Genomic DNA, 21660 nt, shown 5'->3' with positions numbered 1-21660 from the left:
TATTCCTAGAATAAAGGAGCGATACATATGAAAATTACTATTTATTTCGGAAGTCATGAAGATCAAGATGTTCGTACTATGGACTGTCATTTAGATGTAGAAGATACAGAAGAGATTGTTTCTGTATCATAATATAAATAGTTAGGGTAAACCCTATTCCCTACAGCGTTTAAGGCACCTTTTATAAGGTGTCTTTTTTGTTATATTTTCATCAAAAATCCTTTACTTTATAGCGTTTTAATAGTAAAATATAAATATACGAACAAACGTTCTTTTTTATTTTAAACGTACATGAAGGGATGATTTTAACAATGGCTCCATTAAAGCGCAGAGGAAGAAAAAAGCAAGCACCTATTATTTCAAATACAGGCTTTATCGGCTCTGTCTTTATTGATACATTGGAGTTACAAAAGAAATCCTATTATTTCGCTCGTAAAAAACTTCAAATTGTTCATCACGTATTAGATGGTCTCTCTGGAGCAACAAGTGCTTTATTTAAAGAACATAACATTTCAGCATACATGTCATGTGTGTATTTACATAAACAAAAGAAAATTGGCTTTGTTCTTTCAACGAAACCATTTGAACAAAGTGATGGCGTTGCTTATTTTGTAAATTATTTAATCGAAAAGAATTTTTACGGCGGCCATGACGAAGATGTAGAATATCAAGAAGTATTTAATACAGGTTTTATCGGTGTAGTATTCGCTGATTTATCTAGTATAGATCGCTTTAATTTCGAGTTTGAAATGGGTATGCTAACGAAATTAATGAAAGATATGATTATTCCGGTTAAAGAACTCTTTTTACGCCATAATGTACCGGCTTACATCTCCACTTCTCATTTAGAAGAACAAAACAAATTAGGTTTCGTTCTCTCTGTAAAGCCATATGACGAACGCGCTGAAGCAGATTTATATTTTGAAGCATATTTAAAAGAACGAGGATTATTTATTGGTGATGAAGAAGATGAAATTGATAAGATTGTTATTAGAAAAACAGCTGAATTACGATAGAAAAGCGCAGGATTCTAATCCTGCGCTTTTTAAGTTACGTTAAACACTATAATCTTTTGAATGAATTTCTAAATTTAACTTATTTGCTAAAATTTTATTCAAAATAAAAAATACAATCCCCCCTGCAATGGGAAGCGTGTAGGCTGGAATGAAATTTAATAATAGTCCTGATATTGCAAGTGCTATTGGCTGCATTATTTTACCTAAGCTTAATCCAATACTAAGAACTCTTCCTCTATATTCTTCAGGAATCTCATTTTGCATGAAATACATTAAAGGAATATCAATTTGTGCTATCATAAATCCTAAAAAGAACATAATCATGCAATACGTAGTAACATATACCAAATTATTTACTACAATAGATTTAAATAAAACAGGTATTCCTGAAACTATCATAAAAATTGCCAACATAAAACTTATTTTCTTCAATAGATAAGAATAAGAAAAACAATCAGTTATCTTTTTTACTAATATTGCACCAACTATCATACCTATCGGAAAAGTCCCTTGAATCATACCAAATTGCTTAGAACTAAGATTGAGAACTGTGTTAATAATGTATGGAAATGGAACAGTTACAGCAAAGCCTAAAAAGAAATTAAGGGAAATTAAAATACTAAAAGTATTTTTTAAGCTTTTCCGCTCCAATAAGTAAGAGTATCCCTCCTTTATATCTTCAATAAAATTAATTTCTCTAATTGAACATTCCTCATTTATGTTTTGCTCGCACAATTTAAAGTTTATAAACAATATGGATATAGCCGAAAGGATAAATGAAATACCGTTAATAATGATAAAAGCTTTTATATCAAAGACTGCAAAAACAATGCCCCCTAACATAGGCCCTAAAATTAAAGATATAGAATCGATAATTTTACTTATAGAATTAATACGCATTAACCGTTCTTTAGTAACCATATTCGGTTTTACGGCCTCTAATCCTATTCCAAAAAACGTTGTAAATACTGTCATAAGAAAGGTAGTAGTATAAATAATGAATAAGTTTAATCCATAATAGTTGCTTAATATATAAACAGTTATTAATAAGCACCCGCTTAATACATCCATGCAAACGACGAGTTTCTTTTTATCAACCTTATCAGCAATGACACCAGCAAATGGATTCATAACAATCATTGGAAATGTTCCTAATATGAGCGTAATCGCAAAATTTAACGCAGATCCGGTTATTTGTAAAACATACAATCCTAATGCAAAACTATAAATAGAGCTACCGAATAGTGATACTGTTTTTGCAATTGAATATAAACAAATATTTCTTAGTCCTTGGTTTCTTTTTTTATTTTCTATATGTAATCGTAAACTTCCCATCACTTTCCCCTCACTTTTCTTTGTATTACATAAAGTGTAAATTCTCGGGTTAACCCAATATCAATACACTGTGTTTAAAAATTACTACAAAGAAATGAAAAAAGATGGGGTTAACCCCGTGCACATCAACTGAAGATATTAGTGCATCCTACAACGATAAAAAATAAAATGATTAATAAGATCACATGTACAAATGCAAATTTTTTATTGAAATCTAAAAAATAATATGGTATCTTCTATTACGTTGATTAATTACATATGAGAATCATGTATAACTCCAAGAATATGGCTTGGGGGTCTCTACCAGGAACCAACAACTCCTGACTACAAAATGCGTCTTTTAGCGTTTGTAGTCAGGAGTTTTTTTGTTCTACGGTAAATAATGCAGAGAAGGGAATATAAAAAATGAATTTCAAAGTATTTATATTAGCTTTAGCAACGATAGCGGTAGGTCTTGTAGAGCTTATCGTTGGAGGAATATTGCCAGACATCGCTAAAGATTTTAATGTTTCATTAAGTTCCACTGGTCAATTAATTACAATTTTCGCCTTTACTTATGCAATAGCAGGTCCTGTATTATTGATTTTCACAAGTAAAGTGGAAAGAAAAAAATTATATATTATTTCACTTTACATTTTTCTAATTGGTAATCTACTTACTTATTTTAGTCCGAACTTTACTTTTATGATGATAGCAAGAATTTTAACTGCTATGAGTACTGCTTTAGTTGTAGTACTTTCCCTAACAATTGCAGCTAAAATTGTTAATCCCGCTTATCGAGCAAAAGCATTAGGATTAATTTATATGGGTATTAGCTCTTCACTTGTACTAGGAGTACCACTAGGCATATTAATTTCAAACACATTTGGCTGGAGAATTATTTTTTTATGTATAGCTATTTTATCATTGGGGTCTATTATCTTAATTTCAGTATTTTTAGATAAAATACCTGGAGAGGAAAACCGAACTCCTTTATCTATCCAATTAAAGGCCGTTTGTAGTCTTAAACTAGGATCTGCCCATCTAGCTACCATGTTTATGTTAGCAGGACACTATACTCTATATGCTTATTTTACTCCTTTTTTAGAAAATAAGTTTCACCTAAGCCCTTATTGGATTAGCATATTTTATTTAGTGTTTGGTATAGCTGCAGTAAGTGGCGGAGCGTTTGGCGGTGTATTATCAGATAAAATAGGCGCTCAAAAAAGTATTGTGATAGTTATTACTCTATTTGCTCTAATCTTATTTATATTACCGTTTACGGCAGTTTCTATTATTCTATTTATTCCTGTTATGATAGTTTGGGCTGCATTGAGTTGGGGGCTTGCACCACCTCAACAAAGTTATTTAATCCAAACTGCCCCGGATACGTCAGATATACAGCAAAGTTTTAATAATTCAGCCCTACAAATAGGAATTTCACTCGGCTCTGCAGTTGGAGGTATAGCTTTAAAACAAGTACATAATGTTGCCAATATGGCCTGGGTTGGTGGATCTTTAGTTTTATTATCTTTAGGTTTGGCTATCTTTTCTCTTACTAGACATACACCGACAAGAGACTGTCCAGTGAGTGCTAAACATTTAGATTAACATTCTCTTTTTCTTTTAATCGTAAAAAGTATAAATAGGAATCGTCATAAATAGTCCCGTTATAAAAACGGACTTTTTATGACGGGGTTAACCCCATCTTTTTCCGAAAAATGAATATGTATAAATTTCTTCTCCTTGAACAAAGAAATCCTCGTACTTTCCCCCTCGTATCAAATAATTTGAAGTACTTTCATCAATCGATTGAAACTGTAAACTTTGGATTTCTTTCGTTACTTTTACAGATGTAAAATTCACTCTGAGTCTAGGTGCAATTTGGCTATTTATACTAAATTTATTGAATAAAATAAACGAACTTAATAAATAACTATTGTGTTTAAAAAGGGAATTTAATTCACACAATAAGAACTCCTCATGTTCAAAACTATAATTACTTGTACCTGATTGATCAATTACAATATCAATAGAATAATTCTGAATAGGTATGTTTAGAAAATCGGCACAGATAAATACAATATTTCTTTTCACATTTCTTCTCTCAATTACATCTTTTAAAAGTAAAAGTTTATTCAAATCTCGATCAACAGCAATATATAAACACTCTTCCGGTAGTTCTTCATAAATATTTCGTAAAAAGAACCCAATACCAGATCCTAAATCAAGTAGTATTTTTTCATTTAAATCTAGTTGATTTAGTTTCTTTTTCGCCCATTCTCCTCCTCTTTGAACATTTTCCAAAAAAGCAGTATCAGTTTCATGGATATAATCCGAAATAGAATCTTCAAGTGATGTCTTTTCACATGCTTTCAATGAGTTGCCAGCTGTTAAAACCCCTGAAATAATCGCGTATTCTTCACCACAATTACAAATTAACTTTCCCTCAATAATTTGATTTTTATTGATAATGCCATCTTCAAGAATTAAATTTCCGTTACACTTAACACATTTAAATAAATGAAGTACTTTTAAATCTACCCCTAAAATTGAACTCGAAATTTCAGTTTCTATAGATAAATTATGTAACGCTTCCTTTAATTTATCTTTTCGTTCCTCTAAGGTTTTTATTTCTTGTACAATCTTTTCATATTTTACTTTAAATAAAGCTTGATAAAAAGTATCCTTTTCATAGTCTAAGGATTTCCCTAAATTTTTATAAAGAAACAGTTCTTTAATTTCATTCAAGCTAAACCCTAGCCATTTGTACTCTAATATAAGTTCTATATCCTTTTGACAATACTCGTCAAAAAAATAGTGACTTCCTTTTTTCTCAGGAATAACAAGTCCAAGGTCCATATAATGTCTAATCGTATCTACACTTACATTATTTACTTCTGCAAACTTACTGATTTTCATCCTAATCACAACCATTTATATATATTTGTTTATACATACTTCTTTATTATTTTAAAAAATCCTTTCATCGCCCTATACAAAATTATTTATACTATGAAAAAGATGTAATTAATTTTAGGTTCCGCCACATACCCATTAAGCTACGCTTATATAAGTTTAGCTACTCCTTTTTTAATCTTGAATTAAAAAAAGAGTAGCAGGTAGTACGTTTATGTCTATATATCTAAAAACTGTGAATTCATGTATGAATTAAAAACTGCGGCGTAAGTACTACAGTTTCTTCCTTTTTCATTGAGTTTAAAATATTTAAGGTTACGCACTTTTATTGTAGAGGACTTGTACTACGCGTTCATAACAATTTTATAGACATTTAGGATTTTGTTTTATGGGAAGCATTCTTGCTGTGGAATCGGGATTATAAATATAGATGAACGTGATTCAAATCAAAAAAAGGTACTCCTAGAAGTACCTTTTTTACTATTCTATATGTGCGAACGCTTTCAAAATTATTGGATATAAATTGATGTACGCATTGTATTAAATGGTGCATTTATAGATGTCTTTTGGTACTCAAAGTTTCCTTGTTGGTGTCCAGAAGCATCCCATTTATAATACCAGCCAACGATTGGTCTTCCCCCAATTATAGTGGAATCAATACTTTTTACATTAGAACCATTCATTTTAGCAAATGGGTTTTGGCCATAGCCCATTTCTTTCGTTGTAATATATAAATATTTTCCCCCGTGGTTACGCGATGTGCTGAAGCTGTTCTGATTAATTGTTTCTACCCCGCCTAGCTCAGACTCTACTTGTACGACGTTTAGTGAAGTAAGTGGTGCTGCTGGTCCAGCTGAAGCTTCTGTTGCCATCCCTAATCCGACGAACGCTGTGATTGCTAACGATGAAATCCCTAGTGCTGCTTTTTTAAACATAAAAACATCCCCTTCCATCTATTGTTTTCTCTTTCATTGTCAATATAATCCTAATAATCTTATATGTAAATAGATTGTAACTGCAGAAATAAAAGAAAGAATATTCTGATTTATTAACATTAAAAAATATGACTTCAACTTTTTTCGTTAAAGATAGTCATCAATCTCTAACTACCTAATGACCTCAAATAAACGCTATTCAAGCCATTTTAAGAGGTACAAAAGACCTTATAGTATATAAGGTCTTTCCCGACACTCTGAAAAAACCCGTGAATCATTCACGGGTTTTACTTTAATAACTAATTGCAATTGTACCTTCACCTGCATGAACCGCAAATGAAATTGGTAATGGATATAATTTGAAATCCATTTCAGGGAATGCTTTTCTAATATCTGCAATCCATTCTTCAGCTCCAGCTTTATCGTTAGCATGGAACATGTGAAGTACTTTTGGTAATTCTTTTTCAAGTTCATTTTTAATATATTCTCGACATTTTTGGATTTTACGAACTTTCTTTTCAAGTAAAAGCTCTCCACCTTTTACTTCTAATATTAAGTTGACACTTAATAAACTTCCAAGTAAAAATTGAATACCCTTTACACGGCCACTTGCATATAGACCTTTTAAACTCTTTGGAAATACATGAAAAGGTCTTCTTTTTTCCTCTACTAATGTTTTGTGTATATCTTGTAAAGTCATACCATCATTGTATAACGATTTCGCTTTTCTAATTAGTTCATCCATTGGATAACTTGTTGTTTCACTGTCTAATACCGTTAATGGAAAACCTGCCATTTCTGCAGCTAACTTCATATTTTGATAGGTTCCACTTACTTTTCCGCTAATAGCAACTGCAAATCCTTCTTCATATTCTTCTTTGCATTTCGAAAATAACTCTACCATTTCCCCAATGTTAGGCTGTGATGTAGTGACAGTTTTACCTTCGTTCAAAGCATTATAAACGCGCTCACGCACACCTTCTTCACAATCTTTGTACGACACACCATCAATAATAACTTCAATTGGAATAACAAAGTTATCTCCTTCTGTTTTAAAACTCGCAGTTGTACTATCAGTAATCCAAGCAACACGCTTCATGTTGTTCCTCCCTTAATTCAATTCCTCTTTTCTGACTTTTCTATATATTTATGTTACGAAAAGAGAATATCCCTGTAATAGTAACAGGACTTTATTGTTTTGGCTATAGTAGATGCATATTAAATGTGACTATTTCTTGTCTATTTCACAAATAAAAAAGAAAATCAAGGAATTTGCTCGATTTTCTTGTTATCATATACTATTTAAAAGTTTCATTATCTAAAATTACAACATAATCATTCGTTAATCGGCCAGCTTCTTTTGTATAACTAACAAGCCTTTGTATATTATCACAGCAAATTTTTGCTCCCCATACGAGTAACGGTACGCCAATAAAATCGATATGGAACCTTCTAGAAAACAGCCCACCGAAAGTCATTGGTAAAGGTACGGTTGGTGATGTATTAGAAAAAATAATCTTTTCATGACTTTGATAATGTTTTTGCAAGATTTCTCCTAAATGCTTCATCGCAGGTACAACAACTTTTGATGCGCCGCATCCAATCGTATATACAGGATGACCGTTTTCGTCTATTCCATGAAAAATAATTTTTCCCATATCTTCTGTTTTCAATTTATTAAAGTAATCTACATTCAAAATTTCTTCTTTCGTTAACTTGCGATCCGTTGGTAATTTATTCAAATGATACGCTGCAGCTAGTGAGGTAGTATGTGTTCCACCAAAATCTGTGTAAATGTATATCATATTATCATCCCTTGTTGTAAAAGTTCAATGTTAATTAGTATTACCGTTCTTAGCAATGTTAAACAAGGGGTGAATGTATTTACGCTTTTTGTGTTAATTCATTATATTTTTTCCAAATATAATAACGTCTACTAATCACAGTGCCTAATGTAATACATAAAAAGGCATTTGTTACAACCATTAATGTCTGGTGCGTACTACCAGAAAACATACTTTGTTTAATCATAATTTTTGTTCCTAAAATAACAAGAAGGATTATTGCACTTACCCAATTTCCTTTTCGTAGTACATGACCTGTTTTACTATCTAATCGAAATGTTAAAGCTCTTCCCCGTATAATTCCTAGACCTAAGCCAATTCCAAGCATTACAACAAACAGTAGTCCTTGCAGCAAAGTTATTTGTCCCATATGAATAATGGACTGGATTGTTACAAAACACAACAAAGCCGGAATGAGCCAAATACGGTTTATTTTCACTTTTCGTTCTTTACTTTGCATTAAAACAATAATAAGAACAACAAGTAAAATATCCATTTAGAATCCTCCTATAAACTTGTTTATCTTTAAAGATTATATTCTCCTCTTTTCATTCCATACTTGAAATACGATAGCTACTTTCAAGTGTAAGATGGAAAATGTGATTTCTCATCAGCCTTAAGCATTATTTATAAAAATAAAAAGACGTACTTTTTACTCGTACGCCTTTAATAACTCGTTTAAACTCCTATTTATCAACTAATTCCACACCTTTAGAATTAGCTTTACCCAACACTCGAATGTTAAATTTATTAATAGCTTTTAAAAAGATAATATAAATACAATATCCAACAATAGAACCTATAACATTACAGATCACATCATCAATATCAGTAATACGTCCCACTCCACTAAATAAAGACTCAATTAATTGTAGCAATTCAATACTAGCTGATATAGAAAATCCTAATAAAATTGTATTTTTGAATTTCTTATATTTATCCCATAGGATTGGTGCTAAAAATCCTAAAGGCATTAATAATAAAATATTCCCGCCTACATTTCTTACAATTAGACCAATCATAAATAGGGCATCTCCATCATAAGCACTACCAATTTGATTGATGTCTTTAATAATTGATGCAAATGGTATTATATTGACCGAGCGATTTAGATTTTCAATATTAGAAGGAAAACCGATTGGTAAAGGGAATAAAGTTACTGCAACAACCATACAAATGTAGATCACAAATAAAAAACTTATTATTTCTTTCCACCAAATCACATGTTTTGTATTTTTGGTACCAATTAATATTCCACGTACAATTAAATAACAAATAACTCCTAAAATAATAAACACACTACCGTTGATCATATACAAATTGTCAACACGCCCTTTCATATGAATGAATAATTAAAATTTAAAACTATATAGTAATGTTTTTAAATTATAAAATCTATATAATTGTATATATTTTTGTGAAATTATAAAACCCTTTATTTACTAAATAAAGGGTTCCTCGTTAACTAAAATATTTTTCAAAACAGAAACAATCATGAACCCGTTTAAATTATTTTTGTATCTCTTCTTTTAAATCCATATAATTAAAAAGCTCTTTCTATTTCTGTCATTAATTTTTCAGGTCCTGCCCCTTTATTCGATGGAATAACTAAAGTGATTCCTAATTCTGGATATACAGCCGAGCGAAAACTGACGCCTGGATCATACCCCATTACATGATATTTGAATACCTTGTTTTCTCGTGTTTCAATCCATATTCCATAGCCGTAGGACTGTTTATCATTTACTTGAATGTGAGGAGTTAAAAGTAATTTTGTATATTCCTTTCCTAAAATTTCATTATTAAATAGGGCCGCCCAAAATTTCAGCATGTCTGGTGCAGTAACATATGCACCTCCATCAGCTCCTCCTTTTATCGGTATAGAGTAGGCGTTTGTTCTCCAATTTTGGTTGGTTTCGTCCTTTATATATCCTAGAGCTGTATGTCTTGGTAATCTATCTAACGAAAAATAGCCAGAATCATTCATGCCAATCGGATTAAAAATGTTCTTTTCTATATACTCCGTAAATTTAAGTCCCGTCTGTTCTTCTATTATTAATCCAAGTATGATAAAACCTGCATTGTTGTAGTGAAACTTACTTCCAGGTGCAAACATCATATTTCTGTTTTGGAATAATGGCAAAAAGTCTTTTAAGTCCTTTAATAGATACATAGGTGTTTGTTTCCAAAGACCTTCGAAGTTATCCATAATACTTTCATCAAAATAATCTGGTATACCAGCGCTATGCGTTAGTAGTTGGTGTATTGTAATATCTTCATCGAAGTTTGGAAATTTTATCTCTAGACAATCTTTTAATTTTGTATGAAAAGAAATAAAACCTTTTTCAACAAGTTGACAGATGCCAATTGCAGTGAAAATTTTACATCCTGAGGCAATGCCAAATCTTGTTTGTATCGTATTGTTTATACATTCACTTTGGTTTGCGTAACCCAAAGCTTTTTCATAGACTAAGTCTTTTTCTTTTTTTACTAAAACTACTCCAAAGAAATCTATTTTCTTTTGTATTTCTTTTACAATTTTATCAATTTCATCTTTTGTTTTTATCACGACAACCACCCTTATCTTTCGGTATTGTTCTTTCCCCTTATTAATTTTTCCATATAAAGGGGAAAGAACCCTTTTATTAAATACGATAAATTGTTAATGAGAACACAAAGTTCATTTCGAATTTATCCCGCTATTTGTGGGCAGTAAGACCCCCATCTCAAAATTCAGCGAAAGCAAAGAAGTTAAGTAGGGATCGGGCTGCCCGTAAAAGCCCGATTGGTGAGGGCTGATAATCAGTGGGGGATGCCCCCTGATTAAAGTTTCACTTTATTGATTCAGTAGAATACAACTTAGATTGTGCTGGGAATAAAGTAAACACACACAAGACGATAGTAATAAATAACATGACCAATGAACCTACAATAACTACAAGTTGTATAGAAATAAACTGAGTCGCAACACCAGATAATATTGTAATAAAGATTGTTACTATCGCAATAACAAGTCCATATATACTCCCAATCCGTCCCATCATATGAACAGGGATATTATTTTGGTAAAATGTATAAAATCCTGTATTTGCATATGCCATTGAAAAAGATAAAATAAAGAATCCAATAGCAGCTATTAAAAATACATTTGAAAAAGCATAAATTAAATAACCAATTGTAATGAATAATGATCCTATTCCAATTAGAAGTGAAGGTGCTAATTTCTTTGACAAAATTGTATTTGTTATGGCACCTAAAATAAATCCTGCACCAGCTATACTAACTAGAAAACCATATTCACTATCTGTTAGTAGTAATACCTCTTTCGCAAACGATAGTTCAAGTGAATCAGTAGCGGTTGCTAATACGAACATACTTTGAAATAAGAAGTACACGCATACGACATACACATGTTTTCTACTAAAATTTATAACAGTGTTCCAATCTTTTTTTAATACTGTAAGAGATAATGTATTACTTGTTGTATCCGAAGCTTCTTTCTTATCAAGATTAGGTAAAAGTAATGTAATGAATCCTGATAACAGAAATGCTATAGCATTTATATATATAGCAATCTCTGGTGTACTCGCAATTAATAAAACCCCTGCTATCGCTGGACCAATTAAAAATGCACCAGATCCTATTAAACTACGTAATGAGTTGAAACGTTGTCTTTGTTCTACTGGAATTAATTTCGTCATATACGTCATAGCAGTTGGCTCATAAATTGCACTGGCCATACTTATAAAGAATACAAATACATAAACAATCCAAAGTGACGGAAGTAAAGGTAAAATAGCGATAAATAACGCACGATATATATCGAGGTGAATCATTAATTTCCGTTTATTTAAACGATCAATCATACTCCCAGACCAAGCGTTTGTAAATAAAGTGGCTAATGGTTTTATTACATATAAAGCAGCAACAGCTAAGGCTGATCCGCCCATATGATAGACAAGTACATTCAATGCTATTAAGTAAATCCATGCTCCTAAATTCGCAATACCAACACCGGACAGTAGTAATAAAGGATATTTCCAATCTTTAAGAAAGTTTTTCATTTTTGGCCCCCGCTTTCCAAATTGTTTTAAAACAATAAAAAAATCCCACCCCCAAGACTTTTAATCTTAGGGACGAGATTTATCATCGCGGTGCCACCCTAGTTTGTTAATATGTCACCATATTAACCTTATCAGGTACTGCATTCTAACTCATGCTTATACCATAGCTCTATAACGGGAGCTCCCGTCACACCATCCCCTAATAATAGGTTCCGATGCGCTGCTCAGAGGCTTGGTTCAATAAAGAATTTTTACTCCTTTTCAGCTAAATGGAGCTCTCTGTGAAAAATTCATTTTATTTACTCTTCTCTTCACTGCATTTGATTTTTTCCATATTATCACAATTATTTTTAACTGTAAATAAAAAATAATCAGATATTTATATTTCCGTCATTTTTGCTTTACGACCAATTCGACATACGAAACGCATTAGCTTTTTATGAAGATAAGGAAATAAAGTAAAGAATACGTCCATCGTTTTTTTTAATGGCATTGGACAAATTACTAATTTATTTTTATGAATAGCTTTCAGTGCAATTTCAGCAAACTTGTCAGCTGAAATTGGCTTATTTGTTTTTAGTTGTTTTATAATGTGATTCTTATTCATATTAATTGCAATTGATTTTTTAAATATGGGTGTATCTACAAAAGTTGGACAAAGCACACTTACATTTACACCGTATTCTTCCGCCTCATAATGTAATGAAGTTGTTAAACCTACGATAGCATGTTTGGTTGTTGCATACGCGGTACAAAGGGGAGCTGGTCCTAAACCAGTTGCAGAAGCAGTATTAATGATATGACCAAATCCTTGTTTTTTCATGAATTGGTAAGCCAATTGTGTTCCGTAAATTACTCCTAATAAATTTATTTCAATAATATGTTTCCAATCATCCAAAGACATATCGTATACTTCTCCATACATAGCAATTCCTGCATTATTAAACATATAATCAATTCTACCAAACTCATTAACTATTTTTATAATAAGTTCTTCTACGGATCCAGCGTTAGTAACATCTAAATATTCGAACCTAGCTAGTTGATTATTATTTTTTATATTATTCACAAGGTTTTGGCCACAGGCTTCATTAATATCAGCGATAATTACAAATATATCTTTATTTGCTAATTGAATGGCTAAAGCTTTACCAATACCAGAAGCGCCGCCAGTTATAATTGCGACTCTTTGCTCATCCATATAAATAACCTCCTGTTGTTTATACATATAATGAAAACGGACGAGTGTAAGGATTTGAACAATCGTTCTAATTCGCGTGTCACGCTACATATATTTGTTTGAAATAGAGAGTAAAAAAATTTTAATAGCTTCTTCAAATAAAACTTCTAATTTCTCCATTTCAATTGAATGAATGAATTGACATAATCCACCTAGCCATGAACCTAATAAAAGGCATGAACCCTCAACATTTTTCATATAAAACTCACCACTTTTTATACCTTCATCTAAAATTTGTTGATATGCCTTTAAAGGGACAACAGCTAAACCATAAAGTTGTTGAACTGTAGAAGGATTCGTGCTCGGATCAGAGGCAAGTTCTTGCCCCGCTCTTAATAACGGCGTTTTGTAATTATAAAGTACAAATTTAGCCATTCCATATAATTTTTCAGTTGCGTTTGTATACTGTTTTTCTGCCATTTTCCATTTATCATGCCAGTTTTTCATACTGTCTTTAGCTAAATAAACAAATAATTCTTCTTTATTTTTATAATGATAATATATATGTCCTTTACTATAACCAGAGGCTTTAGCAATGTTATCAATGGAGGTTTTTGTATACCCTTTTAAGGAAAATAACTCTATCGCTTTTTCTCCTATTATTTCTTTGGCTAAATCACTATCATATCGTCTTTTATTCAATGTAGACTCCTTCCATCGTTTAATACAAAAATTGAACAATCGTTCTAATTTCAATATATGTAAGTTTTTTTGTTTTAGTAACTGTTAAGTATTTTATTTATTATTTTTTCTAAAAAATACGGTGCGTGAAATTACTCATAAATTTTTAAAAAAGAACCTATTGGATATAGGTTCTTCAACAAGTTTGAATTAATTCGTATTCGCCTCTGTTAACGGTTGTAACGGCGGTTCTAATTCTAGTTCTAGTGTATCTCCTTCTTGTAAATTTTGTCCTTTTTCAATACTTTGGCTCGTTACATAACCTGTACCAGAAGTTTTCAAATCTAATTTCAAAAGCTTAGAGAAATACATAACATCACGCATGGACCAACCTTTTACATTTGGCATTTGTGCGTTATTCCCTAATAAAAATATACGATCCCCTTCACTCATGACCTCGCCAGACTGTGGATATTGTTTTATTATTTTTCCTTCTCCTAAAATTATTGGCTGTAGCTTCTCTTTTTCTACACTTTTCTCTGCTGTACCCATCGATTGATTTACATAATTTTGTACTTTTAATTGAGATTGCTTCGTTGCATCAGCTATTTGTTTTTCTGTATACGGTTTCACCTTTAAATATTCAAGGCTGTTTTTTATAACAGGTTTAAATATTTCAGCAAGAGGCTGAGCTCCATACTCATCTCCTTTTAACTTTGGCTGCTTAATAGCTAAGTATACGATTAACTCCGGATCATCAATTGGAGCCATTCCTAAAAAGGAGAAAATGTAATTCTCTTTCCCCTCCATATATCGGCCGTTTTCAGGATTCGGTATTTGTGCTGTTCCTGTCTTACCTCCAATTGGATAACCATCCACTTTATACATTGTACCAGTTCCTTTTGAAGATGTTATAACACGCTCCATTAAGCTTCTAACCTTGTCCGCTGTTTCTTTTTTTATCGGATTCCCAATTTCTTTCGGTTGATTTTCCATAATAACTTCTTTGTTTGTTGGATTTACAACTTTATCAACAATATATGGTTGCATCATTTTCCCGTCATTTGCTATAGCAGTAGCCGCTTGGATTAATTGAATCGGAGTTACTGTAGAACCTTGACCGAAAGAAGTTGTAACCTGTTGAATTTGCGTATTTAATAATAAAGTATTTTTACTTTCTCCAGGTAAATCTATTCCTGTTTTTTGATTGAATCCAAATTTATTCATATATTGCTTAAATTTATTTGGTTTCAGTAACTGATCTTCTAAAATAGAAAAAGCTACGTTTGATGATCTTTCAAAACCTTCATCAAATGTAATTGATCCCCATCCAAATCCACCATTATGATCTTTTATATCAGAGGAACCAACGGAATATTTTCCAGATTGAAAATATTCTTTGCCGTTATATACACCTTCATTAATGGCAGCTGCTAACGTAAAAACTTTCATAGTTGAACCTGGTTCATATGCATTTGCAATCGGATCATTTAAAAAGTATTCGATATCACCTACATTAGGATTGTAACTAGGCTTACTAGACATCGCTAAAACCTTTCCTGTTTTTGGATCAGCAATAATTCCAATTAACATAGAAGGATCATAATGCACTTGTGCTTTGTTCATCGCTTCTTCTAAAAAGCTATTAATTTGTTTATCAAGCGTTAAATACACGTTATTCCCATTTTTAGCAGGTTCTACTTTACTTATATCATTTGTAAGCGGAATCCCCCTTCGTGTACCCACATATTCTATATTCCCGTTTGTCGAGCGCAAATATTTATCCAAACTCTTTTCAAGCCCAAACTTCCCTTCCGTATTCCCTTTATCATCTGGTCTAGCAAAACCAAGTATATAGGATGCAAAGTCTTCATTCGGATACACTCTTGCTTTTTCCGACATAAAAGATACACCTGGTATTTTTAAATCATTAATTTTTTCCTTCTTTTCCCTAGATAAGTTCCGACCAATTTTCCCAATTTCAACTTGCGTACGCCCTTCATGAAAGTTTTTTAATACTTCTTCTTTATCAATTTCAAGCGCATCGGCTAATTGTTGTGCGGTTTCATCTTTATTTTTCACTTTATCTTTTCCTTTTAAATTTACAACAACTCGATACGTTGTAGAATCTTGTACTAACACCTTTCCCGTTTGGTCATAGATAGTACCACGATTCGCTTCTAAAACACCTTTTTTATTATGTTGTTCATCCGCGAGGTCCTTTACATTTACATTATGCACGACTCCTACTGCCTGAATATAGACTATACGCAAAATCATAATAAGAAACAAAACAATAAAAGCAATCATCATATATCGAGCGCCTTTATTCGTTTGAAGTTTTTGCATACTTATCTCCTCTCTTTTGGAATGGATTCGTACGAAGATGCGTTTTATAATTTGTAGTTTTTGTTTACGATACTATATGTTTCGAAGTTTTCTTTTTAATTCCTTTAAAACAATACGAAACTAACTGTTGTTATTTTGTGTCATTATTTTATATATATTAAATACGGTGCGTGAAATTTCAGAATATTAATCAGTACAACTTGATTACAGAGCACTCTACACTCTTTTCGTATTTCCTATAAAAAAGTTCCCCTCTGGATGTCCAAAGGGGAACTTTTTATAAGAAAATTACGTGATATGATTATATTTCGCTAAGAAAGGAATTCGTCTCGCTACTAATGCATACATTTTGAATACAAGTTTCGCTATTGGTTCAAACATACGTGTACTTTGCATTACTAAAGCGCTCGTAATAAGCGTTAAGAATGCTGCACCAAGTATATCTAAAGGATAATGAACACCTACGTACATACGTGATATACCGACTAGCACTGCCCATAATAGCGCGATATATTTCAGTTTTTCGCCTCTAAGAATAAATACGAAGGCGATTGAAAATACAAGTACAGAATGATCGCTAACGAATGATGAATCTGCTGCGTGTGGCACTAATTGGTGTACATCATATGATACGAACGGACGCGGATGGTAATATACTGCGTGTATAAGAACATTTACTACTAATGCAATAATAACCGAAAGCGTCGTATATAAAACTGTATATTGTTTTCTAATTGCATTCTCTTTCTTTCCATTATTAAACCATAAGATAAGCATAAATAGAACGGCTACGTATGCAGCGCTATTTGTAATAGCAACCATTATCGTATCAAATAGTTTGGATGAATCAGCAAAATTATTAAACCACCGAAATACTGTGTAATTCATAATACTCTCTCCCTACTTACAAGTGTTCTTAATTTACACAGTATACAATACCATTATGAAAATGGGCTTAAACTTTTCTCATCTAATTCTCATTTTACTATTGCTCATGTGACAATTATAAAACAAATTTTATACGCTATTTATGTATAAAGTTCGTAAACCTTTATAATAAGGCGATTCGTATTTTTTTCATGTTTGGAATACATAACATGTTCATTTAAATATACTAATTGCAAAATCATATTTTTTAATTCATTTGAAGTACAATATTTCCGAATTGTTCTCCACGTTCCATACGGCTTAGTGCTCGAATTGCTTCTTCTAACGAGTAAACTTTATCAATAATTGGTTTAATTTGATGTTTTTCTATAAACTTTATCATCTCATTAAATTCCTCACGGCTACCCATGGATGTTCCCATAATATCAATTTGATTGTAAAATAGCGCGCGTAATGGTAATTCAATTTTATCTCCTGAGCTTGCACCAAAATTCACGATTCTTCCGTTTGGTTTTAATACATTAAAATATTTCAAAAAAGTTGCTGGACCTATACTATCTATTATTAAATCTACTTTTTCACCTTGTAAGCTCTCTCCCCAATTTCCGGCACTATGAAAAGAAATATCTGCACCATATTTTGCAGCAAGTTCCCTTTTATTCTCTACCCTTGAAGTAACACTCACTTTTGCGCCAATTGCTTTCGCGAATAACATGGCAAATGTAGCAACACCACCGCCTATTCCCGGAATTAAAACGTGTTCGCCGCGCTTCAATCTACCTTTAGTAAAAAGCGCTCTGTATGCAGTTAATGCGGATAAAGATAAAACACCTGATTCTTCCCAAGTAAGATATGACGGCTTTTCTACAACATTTTCAACTGGTACAATTACATATTCAGCAAACGTTCCATCTTTCGGCCCACCTAGCACTTCCGGTAACTCCGGTACTTCAGTAGCATGTTCCCATCCAATACTAGGATTAATAATAACTTCTGTATGTAGTGTAATATTTGAAACTCCTTCTCCTATTTCTGTAACAATTCCTGATCCATCTGACCCTATTACTAATGGTAGATCCATTTCTTTTCTGTTATTTATAATAAATAAATCCCTATGATTTAACCCGGCAGCTTTTAACTTTACTTTTACTTCACCTGCACTAGGACTTATCTTAGGTGAAAATTTATATCCTACTCCCTCTAATCCTTTTTTATATTGATGTACAATAGCTTTCATTGCTTAATTCCCCCTTAATATTTCCAATGTACTAGAAATATCAAAATAAATAAAATAGTTTGCCTCCAATAATTAGAAATTATATATTTAGTCATGAAAAAACAAAAAATCCCCTCCCTATAAAAAGTGTAGGAAGAGGTTTCAAAACTAGTTAGATAAGAATCTATAAATTCATTGAGTTCTAGCCAATTCTAATATTTTTCGAATAAACGGCGCTTTTGCCTTTGTATATGAAACACGATCAAAAGCATATGTAATAGCAAGTATCTCTTTTAATTCTCTATATTCTTTACGTGCCCATTCATGGCTTATTAGAAAGTCACGAAATAAAATATTGTTCCTCCATTCGTCACTATTATAAATATAAACATGCAAATGATGAGTACCCGCTCTCCACTTTCCTTTTCTAAAAAAACGCCAATTGGTTGCATCTTTTGGAACATACTCATATCCAATTTCCGATAGAACTTCAATCCACTTTTCAGTTATTTGCAGTTCTGTTACGCCAATCATCATATCAATAAGAGGTTTAGCTCCTAATCCTTCTACTGCTGTGCTTCCTATATGTTCAACAGCAATTATTTCTTGTCCTAACAAGGAACAGAATTTCTCTTTTTCTTTTATATACTCTTCAACCCAGTCTTTTTGATACGGTTTAATAACAATTTGTTGATCCATTGTATTCACCTCTTTATAAGTGTTTATCATTATATTTATAAAATTTTATATTATTAGCATAGGATTTCCATAAAATATGTCGAATAGTGGAATGTACAACTTAATTATATTAAATGTGAGGTAAGCTATGAAAGATAATTCCGTCGAAATTCAGTTAAATAGTGTAACATTCCAATTAAAAGAATATCATAATTTTGATTGGCTTATTAAATTAGGGACCGTATTTGCAGTTTTTGACCAGCAAGACTCAGGTAATATAAGTTTTGGTGTAGAAAAAGATGGTCACAAGAAATTTATCAAATACGCAGGAGCACAAACAATTGCATATGAAGGAACAACGGGTGATGCTATTAAAAGGCTAAAAAATTCAGTTACTATTTATGAAGATTTAAAGCATGAATCGCTCATAAAATTAATTGATCATTTTCCAGTTCAATCTGGATATGTATTAATTTTCGATTGGTTTGATGGTGAATGTCTTCATTCGCATTGGCGCTTCCCACCTCCTGAGAAATATGAAAATCCAAACTCTCCATTTTATAAATTTAGACATTTATCTGCTATAGAACGAGTTCATTCCTTACATTCCATTTTTTCTTTCCATACTTATGTAGAAAAGAAAAATTATGTAGCGATAGATTTTTATGACGGTAGTATTTTATATAATTTTAATACAAACGAGACAAAAATTTGTGATATAGATTTATACAGTAAGAAACCTTACATAAATAAAATGGGCCGGCTATGGGGTTCCTCCCGTTTTATGTCACCAGAGGAATTTGAACTAAACGCAACAATTGATGAAAGAACAAATGTATTTAATATGGGAGCAATGGCTTTCTCACTTTTAGGCGGTGAAAAAAATCGTTCTTTTATAAAATGGAAAGCAAGTAAGGAATTATATGAGGTAGCGTATCGTGCTGTAAATAAAAATCGTGCAGAACGTTATGCATCAGTTACAGCATTTTACGAAGCGTGGTTAAAAGCATCTAATGCAGAAAAGATATAACCCTAAATTATTAAAAGAAATATAGAGTTTATACTATTATCATGTAAATTAAAAATGGTTTTATGAGCGTTTCGTACTAGTGTGTTCTAATTTATTATGGCTATTATTGAGGAAGACATATCAGCGATAATTTATGTATATTTTGTATAAGTGTTAGCAAGTTCGTTTGCAAACTTGCTAACACTTTTTTGTTTAAATATTTCACACCCAAAAGGTGCATACATATGATGATCAACATATAAACCGACTTTCTTAGCACCTAATTGACATAATTCATCGATAAAAGCCTGTGTACCTGCTCGCATATCATCCATTGTTTTCACTTCTACATCAGCCACCCAAACTGTTGCACTCTTGTCACCACGGTTTCAGAAATCACGGGCTTCTACGCGTGCATCATTTTCAGAAACGACAGAATGCATAGTTACCAAAAGAAATCACATGCTGCTTCATAGCTTGTACATAACCTTTATACGATACCTCTGCACCACTTGTATGTAAAACTGATATATCATTAATTAATAGATGATAATGCATTACACCTTTTATTTCTACATCTTTTTCACGCTCTTTTATGCTACCCGTAACACGTATAACGTGTTTTGTAGTTTCCATACTTCCATCACTTTTCTAATTAACGACCTGTCCACATATCTTGCACAATTCCATTTTTAAATAATTCATATGGGAAATAGCAATATCCTTTATCTCCCCAGTCTTCTCCCCAGCTGTTTCGAATAATAACCGTTTGCTTATCATCGTCCTATCCAACAGCACAAACAGCATGTCCGGCTGGTTGACCATCTTCAACAATTACATCATCTGTTCCTGATACTGGAACTATACCAGTCTTTTTCACTTCTTCTGACATAAAAGATTTTGGTACAGCAAATCCAAGTACAGCAACTAATCCATGAGCAAGTGCAGCCTTTAATCCCGATAAATCTTGAATACGATGGTAGGTTCCAATTTTATAAAGTGCAGCATCTGATTCAGCCTTTGGTGATGGCTTATCTCTAAAATTCTCGGTATAAGGAAAATCCTCTTCAGGGCATACTCCAATATTTTTAAGAACCCCCATACCATCACGAACATTCGCTCCACTATCTTCCTGAATATGTCCTTCTATTTCTCGTTCATGATAATATAAAAACAAACGAGATAAGCAAGTAAATGGACGACCTGATTGTAATAATAGATATTCTCGTAACCCTGAAACAATTGCATTTGCCGTACAAGAACCTATATTCCATTGATTTACTATACCTGACATTTTAGGACGAAGATCGACTTGCGTTGGCAAATCCACCTCATTACTAAACAAGTAACTCCGAAACATTTTGTCTCTTAAATCAACAGGGTCTTTTCTTACATTAAGGTACTTTACAATATCTTTGTTACTGGTAAAACTGAAATTTGATTCATTTGAACTCATTGTAAAAATCCATTCTTTCTTAATATCTAGATAACTCATTTCTTCTCTATACTTAACTTAAAAATTAAAAATATACCTATTTAATTTTTATTTCATTTGCATTCAATACAT

At 32.0% G+C, this 21660-nt stretch carries 18 protein-coding genes, 2 pseudogenes, 1 riboswitch and 1 other annotated feature; of the genes and pseudogenes, 3 read left to right on the top strand and 17 right to left on the bottom strand.

The features are described 5' to 3' along the window. The first annotated feature begins 311 nt into the window (after window positions 1-311). Window positions 312-1016: a hypothetical protein gene (locus tag ACTFRY_RS17065; protein WP_000035356.1), complete on the top strand. Its 705-nt coding sequence runs from the start codon at window positions 312-314 to the stop codon at window positions 1014-1016. A gap of 39 nt (window positions 1017-1055) precedes the next feature. On the opposite strand, the gene ACTFRY_RS17060 is transcribed toward ACTFRY_RS17065, so the two are convergent. Continuing rightward, window positions 1056-2351 carry an MFS transporter gene (locus ACTFRY_RS17060; RefSeq protein WP_098616608.1) on the bottom strand — a complete coding sequence of 432 codons (1296 nt, stop codon included), beginning with the start codon at window positions 2349-2351 and terminating at the stop codon, window positions 1056-1058. 247 nt (window positions 2352-2598) lie between these two features. Beyond that, window positions 2599-2698: riboswitch (purine riboswitch) on the top strand. Window positions 2699-2756: 58 nt separating this feature from the next. On the opposite strand from ACTFRY_RS17060, the gene ACTFRY_RS17055 reads away from it, so the two are divergent. Continuing rightward, window positions 2757-3941 (top strand): MFS transporter, encoded by a 1185-nt coding sequence (locus ACTFRY_RS17055; RefSeq protein ID WP_098616607.1) that lies wholly within the window; start codon window positions 2757-2759, stop codon window positions 3939-3941. An 87-nt stretch (window positions 3942-4028) separates the two neighbouring features. Here the strand turns inward: ACTFRY_RS17055 and ACTFRY_RS17050 are convergent, their stop codons facing one another. The 14 genes from ACTFRY_RS17050 to ACTFRY_RS16985 form a co-directional block, all read right to left on the bottom strand. Next, window positions 4029-5252, bottom strand: coding sequence for a methyltransferase domain-containing protein (locus tag ACTFRY_RS17050; RefSeq protein WP_098616606.1), 1224 nt, complete (start codon window positions 5250-5252; stop codon window positions 4029-4031). Between the two features lie 506 nt (window positions 5253-5758). Beyond that, the gene (locus tag ACTFRY_RS17045; protein WP_098299811.1) at window positions 5759-6184 is read right to left on the bottom strand and encodes a DUF4879 domain-containing protein; all 426 of its coding nucleotides are present in this window, start codon (window positions 6182-6184) and stop codon (window positions 5759-5761) included. A 292-nt stretch (window positions 6185-6476) separates the two neighbouring features. After that, window positions 6477-7283 carry a DegV family protein gene (locus tag ACTFRY_RS17040; RefSeq protein ID WP_098616605.1) on the bottom strand — a complete coding sequence of 269 codons (807 nt, stop codon included), beginning with the start codon at window positions 7281-7283 and terminating at the stop codon, window positions 6477-6479. 199 nt (window positions 7284-7482) lie between these two features. Further along, complete coding sequence (locus ACTFRY_RS17035; protein WP_000639423.1) at window positions 7483-7989, bottom strand: DUF3189 family protein; 507 nt, start codon at window positions 7987-7989, stop codon at window positions 7483-7485. A 79-nt stretch (window positions 7990-8068) separates the two neighbouring features. Beyond that, window positions 8069-8524: a DUF1453 family protein gene (locus ACTFRY_RS17030; protein ID WP_098616604.1), complete on the bottom strand. Its 456-nt coding sequence runs from the start codon at window positions 8522-8524 to the stop codon at window positions 8069-8071. A gap of 190 nt (window positions 8525-8714) precedes the next feature. Then, window positions 8715-9347 carry a VanZ family protein gene (locus ACTFRY_RS17025; protein ID WP_033694005.1) on the bottom strand — a complete coding sequence of 211 codons (633 nt, stop codon included), beginning with the start codon at window positions 9345-9347 and terminating at the stop codon, window positions 8715-8717. Window positions 9348-9571: 224 nt separating this feature from the next. Further along, complete coding sequence (locus ACTFRY_RS17020) at window positions 9572-10597, bottom strand: serine hydrolase domain-containing protein (protein ID WP_141541465.1); 1026 nt, start codon at window positions 10595-10597, stop codon at window positions 9572-9574. A 262-nt stretch (window positions 10598-10859) separates the two neighbouring features. Then, window positions 10860-12092 (bottom strand): MFS transporter, encoded by a 1233-nt coding sequence (locus tag ACTFRY_RS17015; RefSeq protein ID WP_098616603.1) that lies wholly within the window; start codon window positions 12090-12092, stop codon window positions 10860-10862. Window positions 12093-12157: 65 nt separating this feature from the next. Next, window positions 12158-12416, bottom strand: a binding site (T-box leader). Between the two features lie 55 nt (window positions 12417-12471). Next, a complete protein-coding gene (locus ACTFRY_RS17010) occupies window positions 12472-13293 on the bottom strand; it encodes an SDR family NAD(P)-dependent oxidoreductase (protein WP_000344372.1) in 822 nt (273 codons plus the stop codon). Window positions 13294-13377: 84 nt separating this feature from the next. Continuing rightward, the gene (locus tag ACTFRY_RS17005; protein ID WP_001042683.1) at window positions 13378-13974 is read right to left on the bottom strand and encodes a TetR family transcriptional regulator C-terminal domain-containing protein; all 597 of its coding nucleotides are present in this window, start codon (window positions 13972-13974) and stop codon (window positions 13378-13380) included. A 189-nt stretch (window positions 13975-14163) separates the two neighbouring features. Next, complete coding sequence (locus ACTFRY_RS17000; RefSeq protein ID WP_098616602.1) at window positions 14164-16302, bottom strand: penicillin-binding protein; 2139 nt, start codon at window positions 16300-16302, stop codon at window positions 14164-14166. 288 nt (window positions 16303-16590) lie between these two features. Next, on the bottom strand, window positions 16591-17190 hold the full coding sequence (locus tag ACTFRY_RS16995; protein WP_098616601.1) for an undecaprenyl-diphosphatase: 600 nt from the start codon (window positions 17188-17190) through the stop codon (window positions 16591-16593). Between the two features lie 247 nt (window positions 17191-17437). Beyond that, a complete protein-coding gene (locus tag ACTFRY_RS16990) occupies window positions 17438-18427 on the bottom strand; it encodes a zinc-binding dehydrogenase (protein WP_098616600.1) in 990 nt (329 codons plus the stop codon). Window positions 18428-18598: 171 nt separating this feature from the next. Beyond that, window positions 18599-19105, bottom strand: coding sequence for a GrpB family protein (locus ACTFRY_RS16985; RefSeq protein WP_000372688.1), 507 nt, complete (start codon window positions 19103-19105; stop codon window positions 18599-18601). Window positions 19106-19232: 127 nt separating this feature from the next. Here ACTFRY_RS16985 and ACTFRY_RS16980 point away from each other — a divergent pair, with 127 nt between their 5' ends. Then, entirely contained in the window at window positions 19233-20114 is an 882-nt protein-coding gene (locus tag ACTFRY_RS16980; RefSeq protein WP_098616599.1) for a protein kinase domain-containing protein, read from the top strand. A gap of 206 nt (window positions 20115-20320) precedes the next feature. On the opposite strand, the pseudogene ACTFRY_RS16975 reads toward ACTFRY_RS16980, so the two are convergent. Continuing rightward, window positions 20321-20588, bottom strand: a pseudogene (locus ACTFRY_RS16975) (GH25 family lysozyme); the annotation flags it as partial. 160 nt (window positions 20589-20748) lie between these two features. Next, window positions 20749-21549: pseudogene (locus tag ACTFRY_RS16970) on the bottom strand (C1 family peptidase). Between the last annotated feature and the right edge of the window lie 111 nt (window positions 21550-21660).

Origin of the sequence: Bacillus cereus group sp. MYBK195-1, assembly GCF_051916605.1 — a bacterium.
Classification (GTDB): domain Bacteria; phylum Bacillota; class Bacilli; order Bacillales; family Bacillaceae_G; genus Bacillus_A; species Bacillus_A cereus.
Note: the sequence above shows the minus strand (reverse complement) of the source record. Positions and strands in the feature narration are given on the sequence as shown.

Excerpts from the sequence above, each read along its gene's own strand:
- ACTFRY_RS17065 (WP_000035356.1), top strand. The coding sequence starts at position 312 with ATGGCTCCATTAAAGCGCAGAGGAAGAAAAAAGCAAGCACCTATTATT.
- ACTFRY_RS17060 (WP_098616608.1), bottom strand. The coding sequence starts at position 2,351 with ATGGGAAGTTTACGATTACATATAGAAAATAAAAAAAGAAACCAAGGA.
- ACTFRY_RS17055 (WP_098616607.1), top strand. The coding sequence starts at position 2,757 with ATGAATTTCAAAGTATTTATATTAGCTTTAGCAACGATAGCGGTAGGT.
- ACTFRY_RS17050 (WP_098616606.1), bottom strand. The coding sequence starts at position 5,252 with ATGAAAATCAGTAAGTTTGCAGAAGTAAATAATGTAAGTGTAGATACG.
- ACTFRY_RS17045 (WP_098299811.1), bottom strand. The coding sequence starts at position 6,184 with ATGTTTAAAAAAGCAGCACTAGGGATTTCATCGTTAGCAATCACAGCG.
- ACTFRY_RS17040 (WP_098616605.1), bottom strand. The coding sequence starts at position 7,283 with ATGAAGCGTGTTGCTTGGATTACTGATAGTACAACTGCGAGTTTTAAA.
- ACTFRY_RS17035 (WP_000639423.1), bottom strand. The coding sequence starts at position 7,989 with ATGATATACATTTACACAGATTTTGGTGGAACACATACTACCTCACTA.
- ACTFRY_RS17030 (WP_098616604.1), bottom strand. The coding sequence starts at position 8,524 with ATGGATATTTTACTTGTTGTTCTTATTATTGTTTTAATGCAAAGTAAA.
- ACTFRY_RS17015 (WP_098616603.1), bottom strand. The coding sequence starts at position 12,092 with ATGAAAAACTTTCTTAAAGATTGGAAATATCCTTTATTACTACTGTCC.
- ACTFRY_RS17010 (WP_000344372.1), bottom strand. The coding sequence starts at position 13,293 with ATGGATGAGCAAAGAGTCGCAATTATAACTGGCGGCGCTTCTGGTATT.
- ACTFRY_RS17000 (WP_098616602.1), bottom strand. The coding sequence starts at position 16,302 with ATGCAAAAACTTCAAACGAATAAAGGCGCTCGATATATGATGATTGCT.
- ACTFRY_RS16995 (WP_098616601.1), bottom strand. The coding sequence starts at position 17,190 with ATGAATTACACAGTATTTCGGTGGTTTAATAATTTTGCTGATTCATCC.
- ACTFRY_RS16990 (WP_098616600.1), bottom strand. The coding sequence starts at position 18,427 with ATGAAAGCTATTGTACATCAATATAAAAAAGGATTAGAGGGAGTAGGA.
- ACTFRY_RS16985 (WP_000372688.1), bottom strand. The coding sequence starts at position 19,105 with ATGGATCAACAAATTGTTATTAAACCGTATCAAAAAGACTGGGTTGAA.
- ACTFRY_RS16980 (WP_098616599.1), top strand. The coding sequence starts at position 19,233 with ATGAAAGATAATTCCGTCGAAATTCAGTTAAATAGTGTAACATTCCAA.